The organism is Methylorubrum pseudosasae, from assembly GCF_029504475.1.
Taxonomy (GTDB): domain Bacteria; phylum Pseudomonadota; class Alphaproteobacteria; order Rhizobiales; family Beijerinckiaceae; genus Methylobacterium; species Methylobacterium extorquens.
In genome coordinates this window covers 2,639,289-2,658,203 of sequence record NZ_JAQGDU010000002.1, presented here as the reverse complement: position 1 = coordinate 2,658,203, position 18,915 = coordinate 2,639,289, and the positions used below count along the sequence as shown (strand labels likewise).

21 protein-coding genes are annotated in these 18,915 nt (G+C 60.2%); 13 read left to right on the top strand and 8 right to left on the bottom strand.

Translation table 11 applies throughout. The features are described 5' to 3' along the window. Position 1: 1 nt before the first annotated feature. From M2437_RS13365 to M2437_RS13345, 5 genes are all read right to left on the bottom strand, one after another. Positions 2-394 carry a hypothetical protein gene (locus M2437_RS13365; RefSeq protein ID WP_253387683.1) on the bottom strand — a complete coding sequence of 131 codons (393 nt, stop codon included), beginning with the start codon at positions 392-394 and terminating at the stop codon, positions 2-4. Between the two features lie 175 nt (positions 395-569). Next, complete coding sequence (locus M2437_RS13360; protein ID WP_499006792.1) at positions 570-1,058, bottom strand: hypothetical protein; 489 nt, start codon at positions 1,056-1,058, stop codon at positions 570-572. A gap of 130 nt (positions 1,059-1,188) precedes the next feature. Next, positions 1,189-3,123: a hypothetical protein gene (locus tag M2437_RS13355; protein ID WP_499006791.1), complete on the bottom strand. Its 1,935-nt coding sequence runs from the start codon at positions 3,121-3,123 to the stop codon at positions 1,189-1,191. Positions 3,124-3,474: 351 nt separating this feature from the next. Next, on the bottom strand, positions 3,475-3,672 hold the full coding sequence (locus tag M2437_RS13350; protein ID WP_209688110.1) for a hypothetical protein: 198 nt from the start codon (positions 3,670-3,672) through the stop codon (positions 3,475-3,477). 436 nt (positions 3,673-4,108) lie between these two features. Continuing rightward, a complete protein-coding gene (locus tag M2437_RS13345; protein WP_209688109.1) occupies positions 4,109-4,738 on the bottom strand; it encodes a recombinase family protein in 630 nt (209 codons plus the stop codon). Positions 4,739-5,365: 627 nt separating this feature from the next. On the opposite strand from M2437_RS13345, the gene M2437_RS13340 reads away from it, so the two are divergent. Beyond that, positions 5,366-5,614: a hypothetical protein gene (locus M2437_RS13340; RefSeq protein ID WP_253387681.1), complete on the top strand. Its 249-nt coding sequence runs from the start codon at positions 5,366-5,368 to the stop codon at positions 5,612-5,614. Between the two features lie 89 nt (positions 5,615-5,703). Here the strand turns inward: M2437_RS13340 and M2437_RS13335 are convergent, their stop codons facing one another. Next, the gene (locus tag M2437_RS13335; RefSeq protein WP_253387680.1) at positions 5,704-6,186 is read right to left on the bottom strand and encodes a hypothetical protein; all 483 of its coding nucleotides are present in this window, start codon (positions 6,184-6,186) and stop codon (positions 5,704-5,706) included. Beyond that, positions 6,186-6,473, bottom strand: a complete 288-nt coding sequence (locus tag M2437_RS13330; protein WP_253387679.1) for a hypothetical protein — start codon at positions 6,471-6,473, stop codon at positions 6,186-6,188. The genes M2437_RS13335 and M2437_RS13330 overlap by 1 nt, the downstream gene beginning before the upstream one ends. A gap of 121 nt (positions 6,474-6,594) precedes the next feature. On the opposite strand from M2437_RS13330, the gene M2437_RS13325 reads away from it, so the two are divergent. Further along, positions 6,595-7,980, top strand: coding sequence for a terminase large subunit domain-containing protein (locus M2437_RS13325; protein ID WP_253387678.1), 1,386 nt, complete (start codon positions 6,595-6,597; stop codon positions 7,978-7,980). 16 nt (positions 7,981-7,996) lie between these two features. Here M2437_RS13325 and M2437_RS13320 read toward each other — a convergent pair whose 3' ends face one another. Continuing rightward, the gene (locus M2437_RS13320; protein WP_060768287.1) at positions 7,997-8,809 is read right to left on the bottom strand and encodes an IS5 family transposase; all 813 of its coding nucleotides are present in this window, start codon (positions 8,807-8,809) and stop codon (positions 7,997-7,999) included. A gap of 133 nt (positions 8,810-8,942) precedes the next feature. On the opposite strand from M2437_RS13320, the gene M2437_RS13315 reads away from it, so the two are divergent. The 11 genes from M2437_RS13315 (at position 8,943) to M2437_RS13265 (ending at position 18,877) form a co-directional block, all read left to right on the top strand. After that, positions 8,943-11,051, top strand: coding sequence for a portal protein (locus M2437_RS13315; protein ID WP_253387677.1), 2,109 nt, complete (start codon positions 8,943-8,945; stop codon positions 11,049-11,051). Between the two features lie 8 nt (positions 11,052-11,059). Then, positions 11,060-11,341, top strand: coding sequence for a hypothetical protein (locus tag M2437_RS13310; RefSeq protein WP_253387676.1), 282 nt, complete (start codon positions 11,060-11,062; stop codon positions 11,339-11,341). Between the two features lie 31 nt (positions 11,342-11,372). After that, a complete protein-coding gene (locus M2437_RS13305; protein WP_253387675.1) occupies positions 11,373-12,371 on the top strand; it encodes a hypothetical protein in 999 nt (332 codons plus the stop codon). 33 nt (positions 12,372-12,404) lie between these two features. Further along, positions 12,405-13,331, top strand: coding sequence for an SU10 major capsid protein (locus M2437_RS13300; protein ID WP_253387674.1), 927 nt, complete (start codon positions 12,405-12,407; stop codon positions 13,329-13,331). Positions 13,332-13,432: 101 nt separating this feature from the next. Next, entirely contained in the window at positions 13,433-13,735 is a 303-nt protein-coding gene (locus tag M2437_RS13295) for a hypothetical protein (protein WP_253387673.1), read from the top strand. A gap of 1 nt (position 13,736) precedes the next feature. Continuing rightward, positions 13,737-14,318, top strand: coding sequence for a phage adaptor protein (locus M2437_RS13290; protein ID WP_253387672.1), 582 nt, complete (start codon positions 13,737-13,739; stop codon positions 14,316-14,318). Then, positions 14,315-15,823 carry a hypothetical protein gene (locus tag M2437_RS13285; RefSeq protein ID WP_253387671.1) on the top strand — a complete coding sequence of 503 codons (1,509 nt, stop codon included), beginning with the start codon at positions 14,315-14,317 and terminating at the stop codon, positions 15,821-15,823. The genes M2437_RS13290 and M2437_RS13285 overlap by 4 nt, the downstream gene beginning before the upstream one ends. A gap of 8 nt (positions 15,824-15,831) precedes the next feature. After that, complete coding sequence (locus M2437_RS13280) at positions 15,832-16,131, top strand: hypothetical protein (RefSeq protein WP_253387670.1); 300 nt, start codon at positions 15,832-15,834, stop codon at positions 16,129-16,131. After that, a complete protein-coding gene (locus M2437_RS13275; RefSeq protein WP_253387669.1) occupies positions 16,131-16,529 on the top strand; it encodes a hypothetical protein in 399 nt (132 codons plus the stop codon). Before M2437_RS13280 ends, M2437_RS13275 begins: the two co-directional genes overlap by 1 nt. 7 nt (positions 16,530-16,536) lie before the next feature. Continuing rightward, on the top strand, positions 16,537-17,730 hold the full coding sequence (locus M2437_RS13270; RefSeq protein ID WP_499006789.1) for a hypothetical protein: 1,194 nt from the start codon (positions 16,537-16,539) through the stop codon (positions 17,728-17,730). Then, on the top strand, positions 17,714-18,877 hold the full coding sequence (locus M2437_RS13265; protein WP_499006787.1) for a hypothetical protein: 1,164 nt from the start codon (positions 17,714-17,716) through the stop codon (positions 18,875-18,877). The genes M2437_RS13270 and M2437_RS13265 overlap by 17 nt, the downstream gene beginning before the upstream one ends. Positions 18,878-18,915: the final 38 nt, after the last annotated feature.

Below are 18,915 nucleotides of genomic sequence, written 5' to 3'. Positions count from 1 at the left end.
GTCAGTACTTCACCGGACCGCTATCCTTGTACCCCTCCGGCAGTACATGGTTTTGCAAGAGTGCCCCAACCATTGAACGCGGCACTCGTGACATAAACAACGAACTGATCCGTTCAGGGATTTGCAACCACTTTCCATCACGGCGCTCAAGCCAAGCGGAACTTTCCAACTTGCATGGCTTGGTCAAACTGATCCGGATGTTGATCTCCCCGTATCCCATGTGACTAGCCGTCACGTGACCTTCGTAACCCGCCTCATTGAGAGACCAATCGGGAATATCGTCGCGACATGAATGCTCTCCCGGCTGGATATCGAGCGAGAACCGCCCATCCCGCAGCCCGGCATTGATCGCCGCAACGTTGATGTTTCGAAATATTTGCTTGCGAACACTCATTATAAAACCCTAAACAAAAAGCCCGAACCATGCGATGACAGGCGCATGATCCGGGCTCTGATGCCGCACAGGAAAGAGAAGGAGCAAAGTCCCCGCGCGGTAAGACTGAAATCTGTTTCGGCGCTGTCATCCGCCATGGATCGGTTATAGCGCGGAGCCGGGTTGTGCGTCGATATTATTTTCGCGCGCGCGCCCACATCCGCGTAACCTTGGCCTTGAGCGCTCCCCGATCTCCGGTCGAGGCATCGGCCGCCGCCCGCATAGTGGCGCGATACTCCGCTTCATCCACGCCCGCCAAAGACAGATCGCAGGCCAGTCGCCACCACCCCTCGTCACGGCGGCCGGGAAGATCGCCCCCGGTCCGCCACCGCTCCAACGCCGCATCAACCCGGCGGTCACGACCCTCGCGGAGCCGAATTTCGTCCCGGCCCAGAAGCGCCGTCTGAAGCGCCTGAAGCTTCGCCGACGCCTTGGGATTCGCCATACGCGGCGGAGGCGGCGGCGGAAGCGCTGGCGGCTCCGGCGGAACCGCGATCTCCCTCATCCATTCGAACACCGGGATCGGCGCACGGCTCCCGCCCGTCATATCGATGAAGAACGCATCCTCCGGGTGCGCGCCCCGCGAGGGTAGGTAGAGGATGTTGCTCGGATTGAGTTTGCTCACGTCGAACCCGTGCGTGCCGGAGGCGGTGCGGGCTAGATCGGGATCACGCTCGAACTCGCGCGCCGCGTACCATCCATGATCGTTGAGCCGCGCGATGATGTGACCGGTCAGCAGTTTGTACCCATCGATGTCAACCAGATGATCGGTTTGGGATAAGGGCGCGCCACTTGAGAAGATCGCGCGAACTGCTCCACGTCGAGTAGAGCACCATCCGCAGGCCGGGGAAGAGCATGGCGAACTGTTCGGGCGTCAGATCGCCCCCATCGTTATCCAGCACCACATGCCGGCAGTAGGCGATGTTGTTGTAGGCGCGGGCGCGACCGCCGACCCGATCCACGAAATGCGCCGGCCCCCAGAGGAGGCAATCACCCTTGGCGGCGTGTCGCTCCTCCGACGACTCGCGGAAGATCGAAACAAGATCGTCAAAGCTGTCGGCGAAGTGGGAGATCGGCGCGGCCACAGTCACGTCGGCGGGGTGAAACGATCCATGAAAACCGTGATCGATCGTCGTCAGCAGCAGGTTGGGCGTCTCGCTCATCGACTCGGTGAGTTCCACCGCGCGGGCCGTGCGCTTGTTAGGAATCTGGTAACCATTGACCAACCGCACCCGCAGATCACGATCCAACAGAATGGGCGCGGCGTACGCCACACGCTTGCGGTACGCCGCCTGTCGCTCCGCGCTGCTGTCGTACATCCGATCGGCCCGGCGCTTGCGAGGATTGCCCGTCTCGAACACCCCCAGGTCATGCACCCGCGAACCGGGGAACATCACCGAAAGCCATTCGGCGGTCGCCCGGTCCGGCACCACCAGCTTCCGCGGCTCACGGCATTCGGGATCACGCAGGGAAATCCGCATCGCCGCCTGATACACACACGCCCGATACATCGCCGATCGAATGTCTTCCGCCTCGATGTCGGCGAAGCGTTGAAGGAAGCCGAAGTGACCCGGCGGAGGGTTGATGGCGATCAACAACACCGCGTTGTGAAGGTGTTGGTACGTGTTGAGCCCGTGGCTGAACGCGGGCAACCTCTCGGCCGTCTCATCCGCGTCGTCCCCCACGTCGTTGTTGACCAAGTAGGCGCACCGCGAGGCATCACCGAGCAACCCACGGGCCGCCGCGCGAATGCCGTCGAACAACTCAACCTCATCCCCGTCGAGCGTCCGAACGGTCTTCCCCCGCGCGGTCTTGCTCCACGATCCGTCGATCGCATAGTAAATGTCGAGGCAATCGCCGTTTACGTGCTCGCTATAGCGCAGCTTAATCATCGACGTGACATCGCGGAACTCGACATCGATCGTCGGCATCCGTGACCATAGCATGTACATCAAGGATTCCTCGAAGCACGCGCTCATGATGATGACGCGGCGAAACCCCGCGAAGATCGTCGGACGAAGAACCGCAGACGCCACCAACTGACGCTTGATCCCCGGAACATCGATCTCCGCCTTGAGCGCCATGTACGACGACGCTTGAACGAACACCTGCCAATCGGGCGACAGCACCCGTCCCGCGAACGCCTGGAAGAAGCGCCCGTACACCTCATCCTGCTTCGAATTCTCCGCGATCATGTCGAGCATGGTCGAGCCGGGGCGCTTGCCAACCTGCCAATATTCGGTGTTCGACGCGTTGATGATATCAAGATGCTGCGTTAGGATTTCGTGGGTGTTGGGAAGATTCATTTGGTGCGCCGCATGAACGTCCAGCACCTCATCGACAACGACCGTCCAATTCTCCCGCCCATGTACGTATTGCTGCGACAACAACACGAACGCCGCGTGCGTGATGACAAGGATTTCGCCGCGGTTGGCATCGGCCGCCCGCATATGGGCGATGATCCGCGCAATCACCCCACCGGGCGGCGTCGTCTGCGCGGTGACCACCGTCACCACCTCAGCCGGGACACCCTGGCGGGGAAAGGTCGTCAACACCGTCTCACCGATCAAAAGGGCAGTCGGTTGAACGAGGATGATCTTGCGGCCCTTGCGCACTTCATCCGCCGCCCATGACGCAATCCCGTAAGTCTTGCCCGAACCAGCAAGGGCATTAATGTAATCGATTCGCACTCTATAGCTCCTTCAAAATCTTAGTTACATACTATCTGAGAATATAAGGAATACCGATAACGATAAAACCTCGCGGTGTCTATTTACTTCCTCACCCCTGGCGGGGTGCAAGCGTTGAGCAACCGTTCATAGAGTGCGGTTTGGGGACGCTCAAGAGGATCGATAGAGTGCGCCATCGTCGGAAACGCTCATGAAGGGCGTCGGAGCGGACGATTGACTAAATAATATTGCGATCCTCGATGGGACCAGCTAAAAAGAGGTCGCACTTCATAATATATACCTCCTCTCGGAAAAGCCTCAGCGCCGCAAGGTTCTGGGGCTTTTTCGTGCGTAAATACTGATATGAAGAGATCAGTTGGAAGTGCCTCGAATGGCTTTGCGGTTCTGGTAGAGCCCACCCACCACCACGCCCATGGCCGCGCCTGCACCTTGCGCGGTGGGCATCGAGACGAAACCCCATCCGACGTAGGCGGCGAGAATCCAGAGCGCCAACCCGACGAAGCTGCCCGCCACAGCGCTCAAGCCGAGAAACCAGTTCGGTCTCCGCATCCTTTGCCCACCCTCTCAATGCAACACGATCACTCCGACGCTTCTACAGCCCGCGGTTGCGGTTCGCACGACCCGATCGCCTATCTCGTTTGTCCCCGCGATGCTCCGGCCACTTTGAGCCGTGCCGGTGCCGACGTGATGCTGACGCTCGACGGTGAGGACGATGCGGCGGACGTGCTCGCATGGTGCTCTGCGAACAATTGCCGGGCTCAGCCTGTCTTCGTGGGTGGGGTCTATCGCCGGGGAACACGATGCTTCGCGATCGTCGCGGGGGACGATGATGCGGCTTTTGCTTTCAGGATTCGATGGGTCTGAGGCGAAGAATAAGCTCAGCCTTAACGCCACCGGGTTTGCACGCTGTAACAATATAACTGTATACTAACATACATTTCCCGGCCGCGCTTGGCCCGCGCCCAATGCCGGCCGCGCCGCCGCCTCACGCCTCCCATCGCCCCAGGGCGGCTTCCGCATCGGCCGGGGATTGAAGGATGCGGTAGACCGTTTGGCGAGACAGTCCCGTCTCGCGGGCGATCTCCGACACGCCCACCAACTCGGACCGATCCCGCACCGTCTGGAACTGCTCCCGCGTGAAGCTCGGCCTCCGCCCACGGTAGGCGTCCGCTCGATCCCTGGCGTGCGCGATGCCGGCCTTTTGTGCCTCGCGCGTCGCCTCGCCCTGAGCCTGAGCGGTGGCCGCCATGAAGCCGATCAGCGCGTCTCTCACGGCCATCTGGACGGGATCGGTGGTCGCGCCGTCGAACGTCATGTTGTTGATGACCGTGCGGACGATCACGCCCCGCCGCATGAACTCGCGGATCGTCTCGGTTACGTCGGCGTAGCTGCGACCCAGGCGATCGACCCACCGCACGACCAGTACGTCACCGCGCCGAAGCATGTCGAACAACCGCTTCCCCTGCGGGCGTTCGGCGAGGATCGTTGAGACGCCCGACACACCATCGTCGGCGATCACCGCGTCAATCTTGAAGCCCGCCGCCTCCGCCTGCGTGCGTTGATGCGCGCTGGTCTGGTCGGCCGTCGAGACACGGGCGTAAAGGATCGTCTGCACAGGATTCACTCTCGCCTGTCCGCAAGGATGCCGTCCGCATAAAGACTTGTCCGTAAGGCGAAGTCAACCCTTACGGACGGTCTTTCCGATCGGCTCGCGTCCGTACGTAGAGGTATACCCTTTCGGACAACACACGGGATGCGCTTGATGCATGACAGGCCCGGTGCACATCCTCAGCCACGCCATGATGCCTCTCAGATCGTCTAGGAAGCCCGTGGAGCGGCATCGGCTGTTTCCCGCACCCTCGCTCCACATCCGGGGCAGGGCGGCTCAGCGGGCCTTCTGCGCGAGGCGAGCGAGCCACCATCTGACTAGTGTTCAGCGCCTTCTTCTTCGACTTTCTCAGTGAAGTCGGGTTGCAATACTCAACGAATCTGGTAGAATGATCTCATTTGGTCGATGAACGGCAGGGTAAGAGTTCGGTATCTGAGATAGTATTATAGGTAATACTTGGATCGTCGCCATGCCGCCCGCCGGGTGGGGAGGCTGAGGGGGGCACATCCCCCTTTTTGGATTTTCACGCGATCGGGATAGTGCGGAAACAATTTTGAGCCGTTTCCAATGACGGGTTTTTGATTTTTCCTCTCAAGCTCCTACCTGAGTCTCCCCCAACCAAGGGAGGTAAGCTTGAGCATTAACCCGGATCACGTCGGCGGAAACTTCGGATGGGTGAGGCCGCCAACCTGCTGCGAACAGTTCAAAGACGCAATTGAAGATCGGAAATTCTTTTTCGTTTCTAATTTCGTCGAGAACGAAAACTCAATGGTCTATATGATCCCAACAGAACCGGACGGCAGTCATGCTACGTCCAAGGGCATCACGATAAGCTACTGCCCATTCTGCGGCACGAAAGCGGCGGTGCGGAAGAAGAAATAAAACCCTGACGATCAGCGCGACGCATCAAATTCGCGATGCGTCGGCTTCCATACCGGCATACCACCATACCGGCCGATTGAATCGTACGATCAAGATTCAGGCGTCACCTTGGGCGGTCGTCCCCGGCGCTTCGGAGCGGGCTGCTCCGCCGTCTCGGCGTTGATGTCCTTCACCGTTTCGATCACCGTCACGTCGATCACCTCCGCCTCGATCACCGGGGGAGCCAGCGCAACGGCCCGCTCCCGCGCCTGAAGCGCATTGAGCGCCGCGGCGAGGCCGCTCGCATCATGGTCAACCTTGATATCGACGCTCTGTTTGGGCCTTCCCCATCCACGATCTAGCAGGGCAACCGCCGCCTGGACGCGCGCCGAACCGTTGGTTCGCTCGTTGGTCATGATCTCGACCAGCGTGTTGACGGCAAGTTCCGTCTGCTCCTTTGCCAGCGCTTGCACCTCACGGATAATCGGCGTGCGACCCTTGGGATTCGAGACCTGACCCTTTTGGAAACCGCGAGCCCGGCATTTCTCCGGGTCGAGGTGCGGGTTGGGCTTGGTCAGGATTCGGCGCGCCATTACACGCCCTCCCCATCGTTCCCCCGAACGATCTGACCGCCGACTTCGGCGAGGAACCGCGCGGCGTGATCCTCGAAGCGGAATGCCACCTCGAACTGTTCCCCGCCCGGCACCAGGGCGATGTCGAATTGATCCGTTGCGAGTTCACGCGCGATCCACCCGCCGTAGCGCTCCTCCGCCCATAGGCGAACCGCTTCCTCGCGGCTCAAGCCGGGGTGTGTTTCAACGTAGCTGTCAAGCGCCGGGCGGTATCCGTTGGCGATGGCGACGCGAATTGTTGTCGTCATATTTCTCCTAATTCTGCAATAGAGTGCTCGACTATTTAAGCGGAAATCGCCCGGATACAGTCAACGGGTAAATACCTGAGAACAAGTTCTTAGGTATCTCTTGGCCTCCCATAATGACTTGGTGCTTCTGCTAGAGAAGTTCCGCGACGATATTCCGTTTTTCTGCGAGCAAGCATTCGGTTCGACCCTCAACCCGAAACAGATTGAGTTCGTTGAGGCTTACCAAAGCAATACGCAGATCACGTTCCGGGGCGGCATTGGTTTCGGCAAAACTTTCTCGATGGCGGTGCTCATCTTTTGGGGGCTGGTCTGCCACAACGACGTACAGGTGACGATCTTCGGCCCGTCTGAAGACCAGATCAAAGCGGGTATTTGGAAGGAAGTCTCGAACCTCTACGCCAAACTGCCGCCGTACCTGAAGGAAGAGTTCGAGCTTACAGCGACGCGGGTTTACCGGCGGGCACAGCCGACTGCGGCCTTCTGCGAATGGCGCTTGGCGAACAAGGATAACGTCGAGACGGCGCGCGGTATTCACCAGATCAACAACTTCGTCTTCGTGGATGAGGCGACGGGCGTTCCCGATCAGGTGTTCGCAGAGTTGCAGAACATCTTCACCGACCCCAACCCCAAGCTTTGCATCATCTCGAACCCCTCGCGTACAAGCGGCTTCTTCTTCGACACGTGGGAGCACCCCGACATTTCGTCCGTCTGGACGAAGGTGCACGGCAAGCTCACGGATAATCCCGGCATCACCTCGGATCGGTTGAAGTCGATCACCGCCAGTTTTGGGGGCGTCGGCTCGAACGAGTACCGGGTGAAGGTGCTCGGCGAATTCCCCCTCGAAGATGAGGATGGGGTGATTCCCCGCGATATCGTCGTTGAGGCGATCGACCGCAAAGTCATTCCGATCCCCGGATTCCCCGTCATCTGGGGCTTCGATCCCAGCGGCACCGGAAAAGATCGCAGCGTTCTGGTGAAGCGCCGCGATAACCTCATGATGGGCGATCCGATCCTGTACGGGAATATGGACCCCGAACAACTCGCCGCGAGGATTCGCGAGGAATACGACCGCACCCCCGCGAAGGACCGCCCGGCAGAGATTTGCATCGACGCACTCGGCGTAGGCCACGGCATCGCGGGTCTGCTCCGGGTGATGGGGTTGCCGGTGAAGGACGTGGTTGTCTCGAACAAGGCCCGTGACCCCGATCGGTACTACAGCTTCCGCGACGAGCTTTGGTTCAAAGGGAAGGAATGGTTTCAGACGGGGAACGTCAGCATTCCGAATAATCCAGCGCTGATCTCAGAGCTTTGTCTGCCGAAGTACGAGTTCGTCGGCGCTAAGCACAAGGTGCAATCGAAGAAGGAAATCCGCAAGGAAGGCCGCAAAAGCCCGGACATCGCGGACGCATTTCTTCTCACGTTTGCAAGTGACGCAAAGAACCAACACTTCGGGAAGTATGCTTGGAACAAGCCGATTGCGGTCAACCGTAGTTGGAACCTCATCTAAGAGTCCGTCCGATAAGTCATGATGCTCGCCCGAGCCTTCGGACGAGGATCATGACGGCGGCGGCGTAGAGGAAGGCCTGGGCCGAGGCGAGGGTCGCTTCCGGGTCCTTCCAGAGGCGTCGGTTGCGGCTGATCCATCCGAAGAAGCGTTCCACCACCCATCGGCGTGGATGCACGGCGAAGCCGACCTGATCCTTCGGTTTGCGCACGATGTCGATGGTGATGACGGTGGCGGTCGCGGGTCTGTCGCCGGCATAGCCTGCATCGGCGAAAGCTCTGACGATGAACGGGAAGGTCCGCCGCGACAGGCGCAGCACCGGTCCAGCCCCATCGCGATCCTGAATGTCGGCGGTCTGCGGATCGAGCACGAGGGCGCGCCCGTCCGTGTCGACCAGGGCCTGACGCTTGCGGCCCTTGACCTTCTTTCCAGCGTCGTAGCCGCGCGGGCCGCCGCTCTCGGTGGTCTTCACGCTCTGGCTGTCGAGCACGGCCGCCGTCGGCGAGGCCTCGCGACCGGCCCGCTCCCGGTCGGCCATGACCAGGGCGTGGTTGATCCGCCCGAACAATCCCTCGTCCCGCCAGCGGCTGAAGTAGCCGAACGTCGTGCTGCGCGGAGGGAGATCCTTTGGGATCAACCGCCATGCGATGCCGCCGCGCAGCACGTAGAAGATCGCGTTCAGGACCTCCCGCATCGTCCAGACAGGCGGACGACCACGCGAGGCGGGCTCTGGCATCATGGGCGCGATCACCGCCCATTCCGTATCCGTCAGGTCGGTTTCGTATCGAAGGCGCGCACGGTTATGCTGCCGGCGAGTGGTCGGGGTCCACATGGCACGTCCAGATGAGGCTTCAGCACCCTTCTGGAATCACCGCCATTCCGGCCACTCAACCCCTGCCGGACGTTATCGGACGGGCTCTAAATAAACCCGAACAAAGATGCCGGCGAACGGCACGAAGGGCCGAATGGAAGACACTGAAAACGAAAAGAAGAAGCCTGCGAAGAGCGGACTGAGCGAACAGGACATCCTCAATCGCGCGGCAACTGGCTTGAGCAAGAGCTTGAGCTACACCAGCAACGACATCGAGCAGAAGCGTGTTGCCGGCCTGAAGCTGTATAAGCGCTCTCCCTTCGCGGGCGACGACCAGTTGAACGGTCGATCAGGCTACGTCACATCGGACACATTCGATAATGTCGAGTGGCTGACTTCCAATTTGATGAAGTTGTTCGACGGTCAGGATCGCGTCGTACAGTTTTCCCCCAACGGCCCGGAGGATGAACCGCTCGCCGAACAGATGACGGACGTTGTGAATTACATCGTCACGGAAGCGAACAACCACGCGCTGTTGATGCATGACTGGCTAAAGAACGGCCTCATCGGTGGGCTGGGGATCATCACCGCGCAGTACGTGCGGGAAAAGTCCTGGCGTCCCGCCGAACTGAAGCAGGGTGTGGCGCTACCCGAATTGATCCAACTCGCCACCAACCCGGCGGAGACCGAAATCTTGGAGGTGGGGGAACCGTATCCGGCCCCCGGTATGGAAGCGATCCCCGGCATGGAACTGCGCGACCTCCGCGTGAGGAAGGCCCGCATGAGGAGCCGCGTCGAACTGCTCACCCTCGCGCCGGAAGACTTTTTCGTCTCGGCCGATGCGCAGTTCTCGTACTCGACCGGCGGCATCGAGGCGGCCCTACAGGGCTACAAGCGCACGCTCCCCCGCGCGGAATTGCTCGAACTAGGCCACGATCCGGCGAAGGTCGCCAAGATTCCCGCCGCCTCATCCGACCCGGCGGACTACGCGCAGGAGCGGAACCGCGACCAGGGCCACAGCGATGGCACGGGCGACGTTGAGGAAGAGGTTGAGGTGCATGAAGTTTACATGCGCCTCGATGTGAACGGGGACGGCATTCGCGAACTCGTTCACCTCACCATCGGCGGCAAGCCCGCGGCTGGCGCTGTCCTACTGGCGCACGAAGAGGTTGAGTACGCCCCGTTTGCGGCCTTCGTGCCCTACCAGATGCCCAACACGCTGAACGGCATGAGCGTTGGCGATCTGGTTGGGAAAGACCAGCGGCTGAAGTCGCAGTTTCTTCGCGGCATCAACGATAACCTCATGCAGGTTCTTCGACCGCAGAGGATCGTTGAAGGGAATGGCGTCAATATTGACGACCTTCTATCCGCCGGTCCTGACAGCATTCTCCGCGTCGAGAGCAAAGGCGCGCTCGATCACGTCGTCACCCCGTTCGTAGGTGGTCAGGCGGCGGGCGTGCTCTCGATGCTCGACCAGTCGGTTGAGCACCGAACGGGCGTAGGCCCGAACCTCGCGGGCGTCGATCCGTCGTCGCTCCAAAACACAACAGCCACCGCCTCAAGCCAGCGCCAAACGATGTCTCAGCTTCGCGTGGAGTTGATGGCGCGCATGATTGCGGAGACCGGTTACCGGTACTTGTTCCGCATCGTCACAAGCCTGCTGATGGCGAACAGTGAGGATACGAAGGCGCTGACTGTCCGGCTGCGCAACAACTGGATTCCGTACGGAACCGACCAGTGGGACGCCGATCTTGATCTGAAGACCAACATCACCTTCGGCATCACCGACAAACCGCAGAAGTTGGCTGCGGCGAATGCCCTTCTTCAGATGCAGTTTACCGCAATCAAAGAGGGAACCGGACTCGCCGACCTGTCAAAGGTCTACAATACTCTGTCGCTCATCACGGAAAACTCGAACCTCCGCAATGTCGAACGGTTCTGGAACGATCCGAGCAAGCCCGCACCGACCCCACCGGCCCCACCGGAACAACCGCAGCCCAACCCGGAAGTCGAGGCGGCTCAGGCGAAGCTAGAGTTCGAGCGCCAGAAGCTTGAGCTTGAGATGAGGATGAAGCAGCAGGCGCACCAAATGGATATGGCGATGGAACGTGAGCGCCATGACCAGAAGATGCAACTTGAGGCGGCGAAGTTCAGCGCGCAGCTTGAGATGCGTCAGCGAGAAATCGCCGCTGAGACACAGTTGAAGGGCTTGCAGTTGATGACGCAGCAGCCCGCGCAGCCACAAATCCCGAATGACGATTGAGGAGAACGATGACCGACAGCATTCAACGCGCCAACACGCATCGACTTTACCGCGAAGACCCGACTTTCCGCAAACCTTGGGAGGCGGTGCGCGCGGCATTCGTCGCACGGTGGCAGACAACCTCTCCGGCGGAATCCGAAACCCGCGAGACCATCTATCGATACCTTAGTTTGATGTCGAAGCTCGATGCGTTCGTTGCGGAAGTCATTCGTGATGGTGAGATCGATCAAGCGAAGCTCGACAACCTCCTGAAGCTTCGTAACGCGGGCGACAGCAATCATCTTGACTAAATAAAATCACCAACAACAATCGAGGAAATCGATGTCAGAAGAAAGCAACAATCCTACGGGAACTGCCGCTCTGACGCCAGAACAGGCGGACAGCAAGATCGCGGCAATCCTTTTCAACACAGAGGAAAGCGGCGAGCCCGTAACGTCCCCCGACTCGGTTGTCGAACCGTCCAACGACGGCGATGAGACGCGCGAGGAACACCCGGAGAACCCGGATTCCGAGGGCGAGGAACGTTCGAGCGAGGATGCAGGATCGCAGGATTCGAGCGAATTTACGCTTCGTGAAGATGCCGAATATCTGGTGAAGGGCGAGAAGATCAAGGGAAAAGACCTTGAACTCGGCTACATGCGCCAGAGCGATTACACGCGAAAGACTCAGGAACTCGCGCAGCAGCGCGAACAAATCCAGGGCCAACTTCGCAACGAATACGGCAACCATCTGCGCAATATCGAGCAGAATTTGATTGACCACTTTCCGCAGGAACCCAACTGGATGGAACTCGCGCAGGATAACCCTGCCGAATACGCCGTACAGCGGGAACAGTGGAACAAGCGCCTCGCTGACCTCAACGGAGTTCGGCATTTGCGTGCGCAGCAGGAGCATATGGCGAAGGCGGAACTCGCTCAAGCCAAAGCTCAGGCACAGACCAAAGCTTTTGAAGACCTCGTGCAGTTGCACCCGGAGTTCGCGCTTACGTCAGACGGCAAGATGTCACCGGTTTCGGCTGAAGTCATCGGGTTTGCTACTCAAGAGGTAGGACTTCCCGAAGAGCTTCTGAGCGAAGTTGATGACGCTCGCATCTTCAGCATCCTCTATGACGCGATGCGATATCGCCGTCAGGAGGCGCAGAAGTCGAGGACCGTCAACGAACTCGCGAACAAGCCGGGTCTAACCAAGCCGGGCGTCACCCAGAGCAAGACCACCGCTGCACAGGCTGACCTTCAGAAGCAGAGGGCGCTCCTCAAACGTACCGGCGATGCAAAACACGCCGACTCTCTCATCGCAGGCATTCTCTTCAACAACAAATAAGATAAGAGAAGCCCAAAAATAAGGAGCCATAAATTGGCCGTTACTACTTCTCAGGTCGTTCACAATCGTGAGGACCTTGCAAACATCATCAACGACATCACGCCGGAGGATACCTACGTCTATTCGACCATTGAAAAGACGAAGGCCACCGGAACGCGTCACGAAAACCTCACCGAGGAACTGAGCCCGCCGAACTCGAAGAACGCCTTCGCTGAGAACGCGACCTTCGAGGACTCCGTGATGACTGTCCCGGAGCGTCTGGGCAACTACACGCAGATCAGCCGAAAGGTCGTTGGTGCGTCTGGCACGCTTCGCGCGATCAATACGGCCGGTTCTCAGGATGAGTTCGTCCGACAGGTGAAGAAGGCGGGTGTCGAGATTCGTCGCGACATCGAGGCGGGTCTCGTGTCGGAGAACGCCTCGGTTGCCAGCCCGGTTCGTTTCTCCGCCGGTATGGAAGCGTGGATTTCGACCAACGCTCTCCACGGAACCGGTGGCTCTACCCCTGGCTACAACGGCAACGTCACCCCGTCCCCCGTTGATGGCACCACCCGCGTCTTTACCGAAGCGATGTTTCAGGAAGCCGCTCAGAAGGCGTGGGTTGCTGGCGGCAAGGTGACCAAGGTCATCGCTCCGCCCGCTCTGAAGCAGGTGATTTCGACGTTCAGCGGCAACGCCACCAAGTACACCATCGCCAGCGATAAGAAGACCACCGCGGGCGTTGATGTGTACGTCTCGGACTTCGAGACGCATTCGGTCATTCCGCACCGTTACATTCGCTCGACTACGGTCATCATGTTCGACCCCGATCTCTGGGCGCTCGCAACGCTCCGTAACTTCAAGGTCGAAGACGTTGCGAAGGTTGCTGACGGTGATCGCAAGGCCCTCATCACTGAGTGGACGCTTGAATCGAAGAACCAGCGCGGCAACGCCAAGATTGCCGATCTGAAGGCACGCTGATTAGAATACGTGGGGCGGTTCGCCGCCCCACCCGCGTTGCATGATGCAGATCACACGGATTTGTGTGCTGCATAATTAGATTAATTTGGTTGAGGATCATTTTGAACGACCGCGTACTTTTCGAGAAAACGGCCGATCGCGAGGTTTGGTTGATCCGCGACGGCGATAATATGATTATCGAGACGATCACCAAGGTTGACGACATCTTCGACGCGAACCGTTCGAAGCAGGCAGACTTCAGCCGGAATGCCGGTCTCGGCTCGATGCCACAGGTCGCGACCATTCCCGTGGGTATGTTCTTCGAGTGGCAGAAGGAGGGGATCGTTGATGATCCCGCCGCGTACAAGCGCCGCCTGAACGATATCGATTATCAGCACCTCCGCACTAACAGCCTGAAGCTCTAAGATGAACCTCCGCGAACTCAGAGCGGCGGTCGCCTCCTACGCTGTCCGTACGGAAGAGGAACTTCCGCTGGCGCTGCTCATCACGCTCGCGGAGTCGAAGTTCGCGGGCTCGATCCGTCACCGTCTGGCAGAGCGTCAGGTCGAGATTCCGGTCGCCAAGGGCGCGCGATCCTTTCCGCTCCCGGCCGACTTCCGCGAGGCACGCTCGATCAAGATCGCGGGCCGCCCCCTCACGCTCGCCTCGATCGATTCGCTCGACGGCTCCCCCGGATGCACGGACCGTTATGCGATTGTCGGGAATGCCGTGCATCTCCACAGCGCCCCGGCGGAAGCCCTGTCGGTGGCACTGACCTACTATGCCCGCATGCCGGCGCTGACCGAGGCCGCGCCGACGAACTGGCTCCTCACGGCATTCCCGGATGTCTACCTCTATGCGGTGCTCGTTGAGAGCGCGATTTGGGACCAGAACACGGACGCCCAGGCGCGCTACGCGGCGTTGCTCGGCGTGGCTTTGGGCAATCTCGCGGCCGATCACACGCGCTCCGCCTACAGCGGCTCGACCCTCCGGGTGATCCGCCCATGACGACCCTCGCTCTACCGCTGAACGAGTGGTTGCCGGATCAACCCGCGCTCAACAACCCCGGCCTGACGCGCGCTCACAACGTGATCCCCGGCGCTGGCAAATTTTACCGCCCATTTCCCGGCGCTGAGCCGTACGCCGACACTTCGCTTCCCTCCCGGCCGTACGCGGCGATTTCCCTGCTGAACAACAACGGCAACGCCCGCGTGTTCTGCGCGTCCAAGCTCTCCCTATGGTCGCAGCAACCGGATACCCGCGCGTGGGCCGATGCCAGCCGAACCGGAGGTTACACGACTTCCGATCTTGAAGGATGGCGCTTCACGGAAGCATACGGCCTCAACATTGCAACGAATTACTCCGATCATCCGCAGTTCATCAACACCGCGGGCGGAACGAAGTTTGCCAATCTGACATCGTTGGTCAAAGGACGCTACGTTGCGACGCTGCGCGACTTCGTGCTGCTTGGGAACACCTTCGACAGCTTCGACGGCGCGGTTCCCTACCGCGTGCGGTGGTCCGCGATCGGCAACCCAAACGATTGGAATTTCTCCGCCACCACCCAAAGCGACTTCCAAGACATTCTAGGCGGCGGCGCAGTCCAAGCGGTAATCGGTGGCGAGGAAGGCACGATCCTACTCAAGACGCAGATCGTAAAAATGGTCTATGTGGGTTCGCCTGCGATCTTCGAGTTTCGCACGATTTACCAGAACAAGGGCTGCGCGATCCCGCAGAGCGTGATTACAGCGGACGGCAAGATTTTCTTCTACGCAGAAGATGGTTTCTATCAGTTGGAGAACGACCGGCTCACCGCGATCGGGAAGGGCAAGGTCGATCACTGGTTCGCGACCAATTCGAACCAAGCCGCCTACAACCGAATGTCGGTCAGTATCGATCCGTTGAACAAGCTCGTCATTTGGCTGTTTGCCTCTGCCGATGCAACGAATCTGACGCCCGATACACTGCTCATCTATAATTACGATACCGGCGCATGGTCTACCGCAAGTTCTCCGACAACCTTTCTCTTTAACGCGCTCTCGCTCCCGATCACACTGGCGGCCCTCGATCGCCACGGCTCGCTCGCCGCCGTGCCGGCTTCGCTCGACTCACCCGTCTGGACTGGCGGGCGGGCCTTCCTGGCGGGGATGGACGATCGCGGTAAGGTCTTCAGCTTCTCCGCCGCCGCGCTACCGGCGGTGCTAGAGACGGGGGAGTACCAGACGGCGCAACAGATCGCGGCGGTCTCCCCCGATCCGGTCACGGCGGATCGCGCCCTTGTCCGCTCCGTCTCCCCCAAGGTGCACGGGCCGGGTGACGTGTCGGTTGCCGTCGCGGGCCGCGTCACTCCCCAGGCGATGACCATGTACGGCGCAGCCGTGAGCATGAACGCCAACGGCTGGTGCCCGCAGCGAAACGACTCGCGGTATCACCGATACCGCGTCAGCCTCTCCGGCGGATGGTCTCAAGTCATGGGCGTGGAAATCGACGCGGTTCCGACTGGACGACGCTAAATAACCGCATGGCAATCCGTGCGGAAGGCACGCTCAAACAGGTTATCGACCACGCGAACCGGCTAGAGCGTCGAACGAATATCAAGGGAACCGTATCCCTCGCCCCGAATGCGACGCAGACCGTGGTCACGGTTCTTCAGGCGGGATTCGATGCGTGCGCGATCCTCTCTCCGATGACGGCGAATGCCGCGGCGGAACTCGCCTCCGGTGGGTGTTTCGTCTCGACGTATGGCGCGGGCACCTTCACGATTACGCACCGCAACCTAGCGACGACCGATCGAACCTTTCGCTACATGGTGGCGGTCTGATGTCGATTCGGTTTTGCTCCACCAACAGCGTCGAGGTTCTTCAAAACTATTTCCAGTGCCGAGACATTCTGCTTGAAGCGCTCTCCTATGGCGACGGCCGGGTCAATGAAGCGTTGCTGGTCGATCAACTGGTTCGCGGCAACTATCAGCTTTGGCGCACCCCGAATAGCGCGGGCGTAACGCAGATCAACGAGAACCCCTTCTGTAAGTGTCTGTTCATTTTTCTTGCGGGTGGCGATCTCGGTGAGATCGAACACCTTGCCGGCCCGATTGTCGAGCAATGGGCGGCCGATCAAGGTTGCACCAGCGTGATTTTAAGCGGTCGTCGCGGGTGGGAGCGCGCTTTGCGCCCCCTTGGCTACGAATTTCAATCAACGAATTTAATCAAAAGACTTTAGGGGACGCATGGGAACGACCGTACGCGAAGAAAAGACCACCACACAGCAGAAGACCGAACCTTGGGCGGGCGCACAGCCCTACTACGCTGATCTATACGCGAGTGCCGAAGCGGCCCGCAAGAGTGGCGCGCCCGCACCGTATCCAGGCTCTTCGGTCGTCGATTGGTCATCGCAGATGCAAGACGCGTATCGCCAGATGGAGGCGACCGCGCGCAATGGGTCGTCTCTGAACGGCACCGCGCAGAACACCGTCACCGGAGTGATGAACGGCTCCGCTTACGACGGCACGCCGAAGAGCACGTACGAGAACCTACAGGCGGGCCTCAATCCAGGCTCGAACCCGTATTCGGGCATGGTGGGAGCGGTCGCGAATGGTGCGCTCGCCAACGGCTTCGGCGGGCAGGGTGCGCTACAGGCGGGCGCGAACTGGCGCAATCCGGGTGTGGGTGCGACGGCGCTCGCCTCGGGGACGATCAACAACACCGCGGGGAACCAACTCCTCGCCAACGGCACCACCGGCCAGAATGCCGGCATGTCGTGGGCACAGCTTGCGGCGCAGATGGCGGGCTCGAACCCCGCGCTCTCCGGCTACCAGGGCGCGACCGGCTTCACGAACGCGGCTTCCGCAGGGGCGGCCGATCTCGCGCGGACGGCGGGGACGAACCCCGCGGTTAACGGATTCCAGGCGCAGACCGGCTACACCAATTCCGGCCTTGATGCGGCGAAGGCCGCCAACACCCTGGCGAACACCAATCCGGCGCTCGACGCGTTCAAGGGTCAGACCGGCTACACCAACGGGAGCCTCGCCGACGCGCAGCGGATCGCTCAGACCGCCGGGCAGAACTCGGCGATCGGCGGCTTCGCCAACGCCGCGGGCTACCAGAACTCCGCGCTCAATCCGCAGCAGGCATTCGCTCAGTACCTTGCCACCAACGGGAACCCGGCGGCGGCGCAGCTTCAGGCGACGGCCAACGGCGACTTCCTAAACGCCAATCCGTACCTCGATCAGGCGATCAAGAACGCCAATTCGAGCTTTGTCGATCAGTTCAACAACTCGATCGCGCCCGGCATCGACTCGCAGATGGCGGCGGCGGGCCGTTTCGGCTCCGGTGCCTACGCGTCGCTGCGCAACAGCGCGGAGAAGACGACGGCCAATGCCATGGCGACGAACGCCGGCGAACATCATGTACAACAATTATAATAACGAGCGCACGAACCAGTTGAACGCTCAGAACGCGATTGGGAATCTGTACAACCAGAACGTCACGAACACGCAGAACGCGCTCAATTCTGTCTCCGCGACCGATCAGGCGCAGCAGGCGGCACGCCTTAACGCGCTTTCCGGCCTGTCGAGCGCGAACGATGCGGCGACCCGCAACCAGATCAGCGCCAATCAAAACGCCGCCTCGATCGACGCGCAGCAGCAGCAGGCCCGTCTCAACGCGATCACCGGCATGGGCAACACGGCGGACAGCATCGCGCGGAATTCGATCGCCGCATCACAGAACGTAGGTGCTCAGGACATCGCCCAGCAGCAGCAGCGGCTTGCGGCGCTCACGGGTCTGGGGAACTTCTCCGACAGCGCGACGAAGAACGCCATCGCCGCGAACTCGAACCTCGCGAACGTCAGCAACTCTGAGCAGCAGCAGCGCTTGAATGCCCTGGCGGGTGTGGCGAACACCTCGGACAGCATCGCGAAGAACTCGATCAACGCATCGCAGAATATCGCCAATATCGATGCGCAGCAGCAGACGACGAACAATAACGCTTTGTTGAATGCCGGCAACCTGTCGAGCAACGCTTCAAATTTGTGGCTGACCGCTGCGAACCAGTTGGGCAACCAGAGTGCGGCGCAGCAGGCGAGCAACCTGAACTATCTCAACACGGGTGCCGATCTCTATAAGTACGACACGACCAATCGCGTCAACGCAATGAATACCGGTGCGACGCTGGCAAATCAGGATTTCGCCAATCAGTTGTCGAATGCCGGCCTGCAACTCAACGCGGCCAACGGCCAGACGGCTATGAACAACGCCCAGGTCGGTCAGCAGCTTACGGCGGCGGGGATGACGCCCGGACTCCGCGCCCAGGACTACGCGGACGCGCAGGCGTTGCTCGGCGTCGGCACGGCCTACCAGAGCCGCGACGGTGCTTACAAGCAGGACGAAATCAACAAGTGGGACAAGCAGCAGAATGCAGTTTGGACCGGTCTCGTAAATCAGGCCAATATTCTGAACGGCGGCGGATTCAACCAGATGAGCGGCACGCAGACGAAGCCGATTTACACCAACAATACAGCGCAGGCCATGGGCGCGGTCGGATCGATTGCCGGCCTGATGGCGAAGTAATCTAAGGGAAGCGTATGAATCTCCTCGAACTACTCGGA

Coding starts and splice junctions, on each gene's coding strand:
- M2437_RS13365 (WP_253387683.1), bottom strand. CDS start 394: ATGAGTGTTCGCAAGCAAATATTTCGAAACATCAACGTTGCGGCGATC.
- M2437_RS13350 (WP_209688110.1), bottom strand. CDS start 3,672: ATGCGGAGACCGAACTGGTTTCTCGGCTTGAGCGCTGTGGCGGGCAGC.
- M2437_RS13335 (WP_253387680.1), bottom strand. CDS start 6,186: ATGGCGCGCCGAATCCTGACCAAGCCCAACCCGCACCTCGACCCGGAG.
- M2437_RS13330 (WP_253387679.1), bottom strand. CDS start 6,473: ATGACGACAACAATTCGCGTCGCCATCGCCAACGGATACCGCCCGGCG.
- M2437_RS13320 (WP_060768287.1), bottom strand. CDS start 8,809: ATGTGGACCCCGACCACTCGCCGGCAGCATAACCGTGCGCGCCTTCGA.
- M2437_RS13315 (WP_253387677.1), top strand. CDS start 8,943: ATGGAAGACACTGAAAACGAAAAGAAGAAGCCTGCGAAGAGCGGACTG.
- M2437_RS13310 (WP_253387676.1), top strand. CDS start 11,060: ATGACCGACAGCATTCAACGCGCCAACACGCATCGACTTTACCGCGAA.
- M2437_RS13305 (WP_253387675.1), top strand. CDS start 11,373: ATGTCAGAAGAAAGCAACAATCCTACGGGAACTGCCGCTCTGACGCCA.
- M2437_RS13290 (WP_253387672.1), top strand. CDS start 13,737: ATGAACCTCCGCGAACTCAGAGCGGCGGTCGCCTCCTACGCTGTCCGT.
- M2437_RS13285 (WP_253387671.1), top strand. CDS start 14,315: ATGACGACCCTCGCTCTACCGCTGAACGAGTGGTTGCCGGATCAACCC.
- M2437_RS13280 (WP_253387670.1), top strand. CDS start 15,832: ATGGCAATCCGTGCGGAAGGCACGCTCAAACAGGTTATCGACCACGCG.
- M2437_RS13275 (WP_253387669.1), top strand. CDS start 16,131: ATGTCGATTCGGTTTTGCTCCACCAACAGCGTCGAGGTTCTTCAAAAC.
- M2437_RS13270 (WP_499006789.1), top strand. CDS start 16,537: ATGGGAACGACCGTACGCGAAGAAAAGACCACCACACAGCAGAAGACC.
- M2437_RS13265 (WP_499006787.1), top strand. CDS start 17,714: ATGTACAACAATTATAATAACGAGCGCACGAACCAGTTGAACGCTCAG.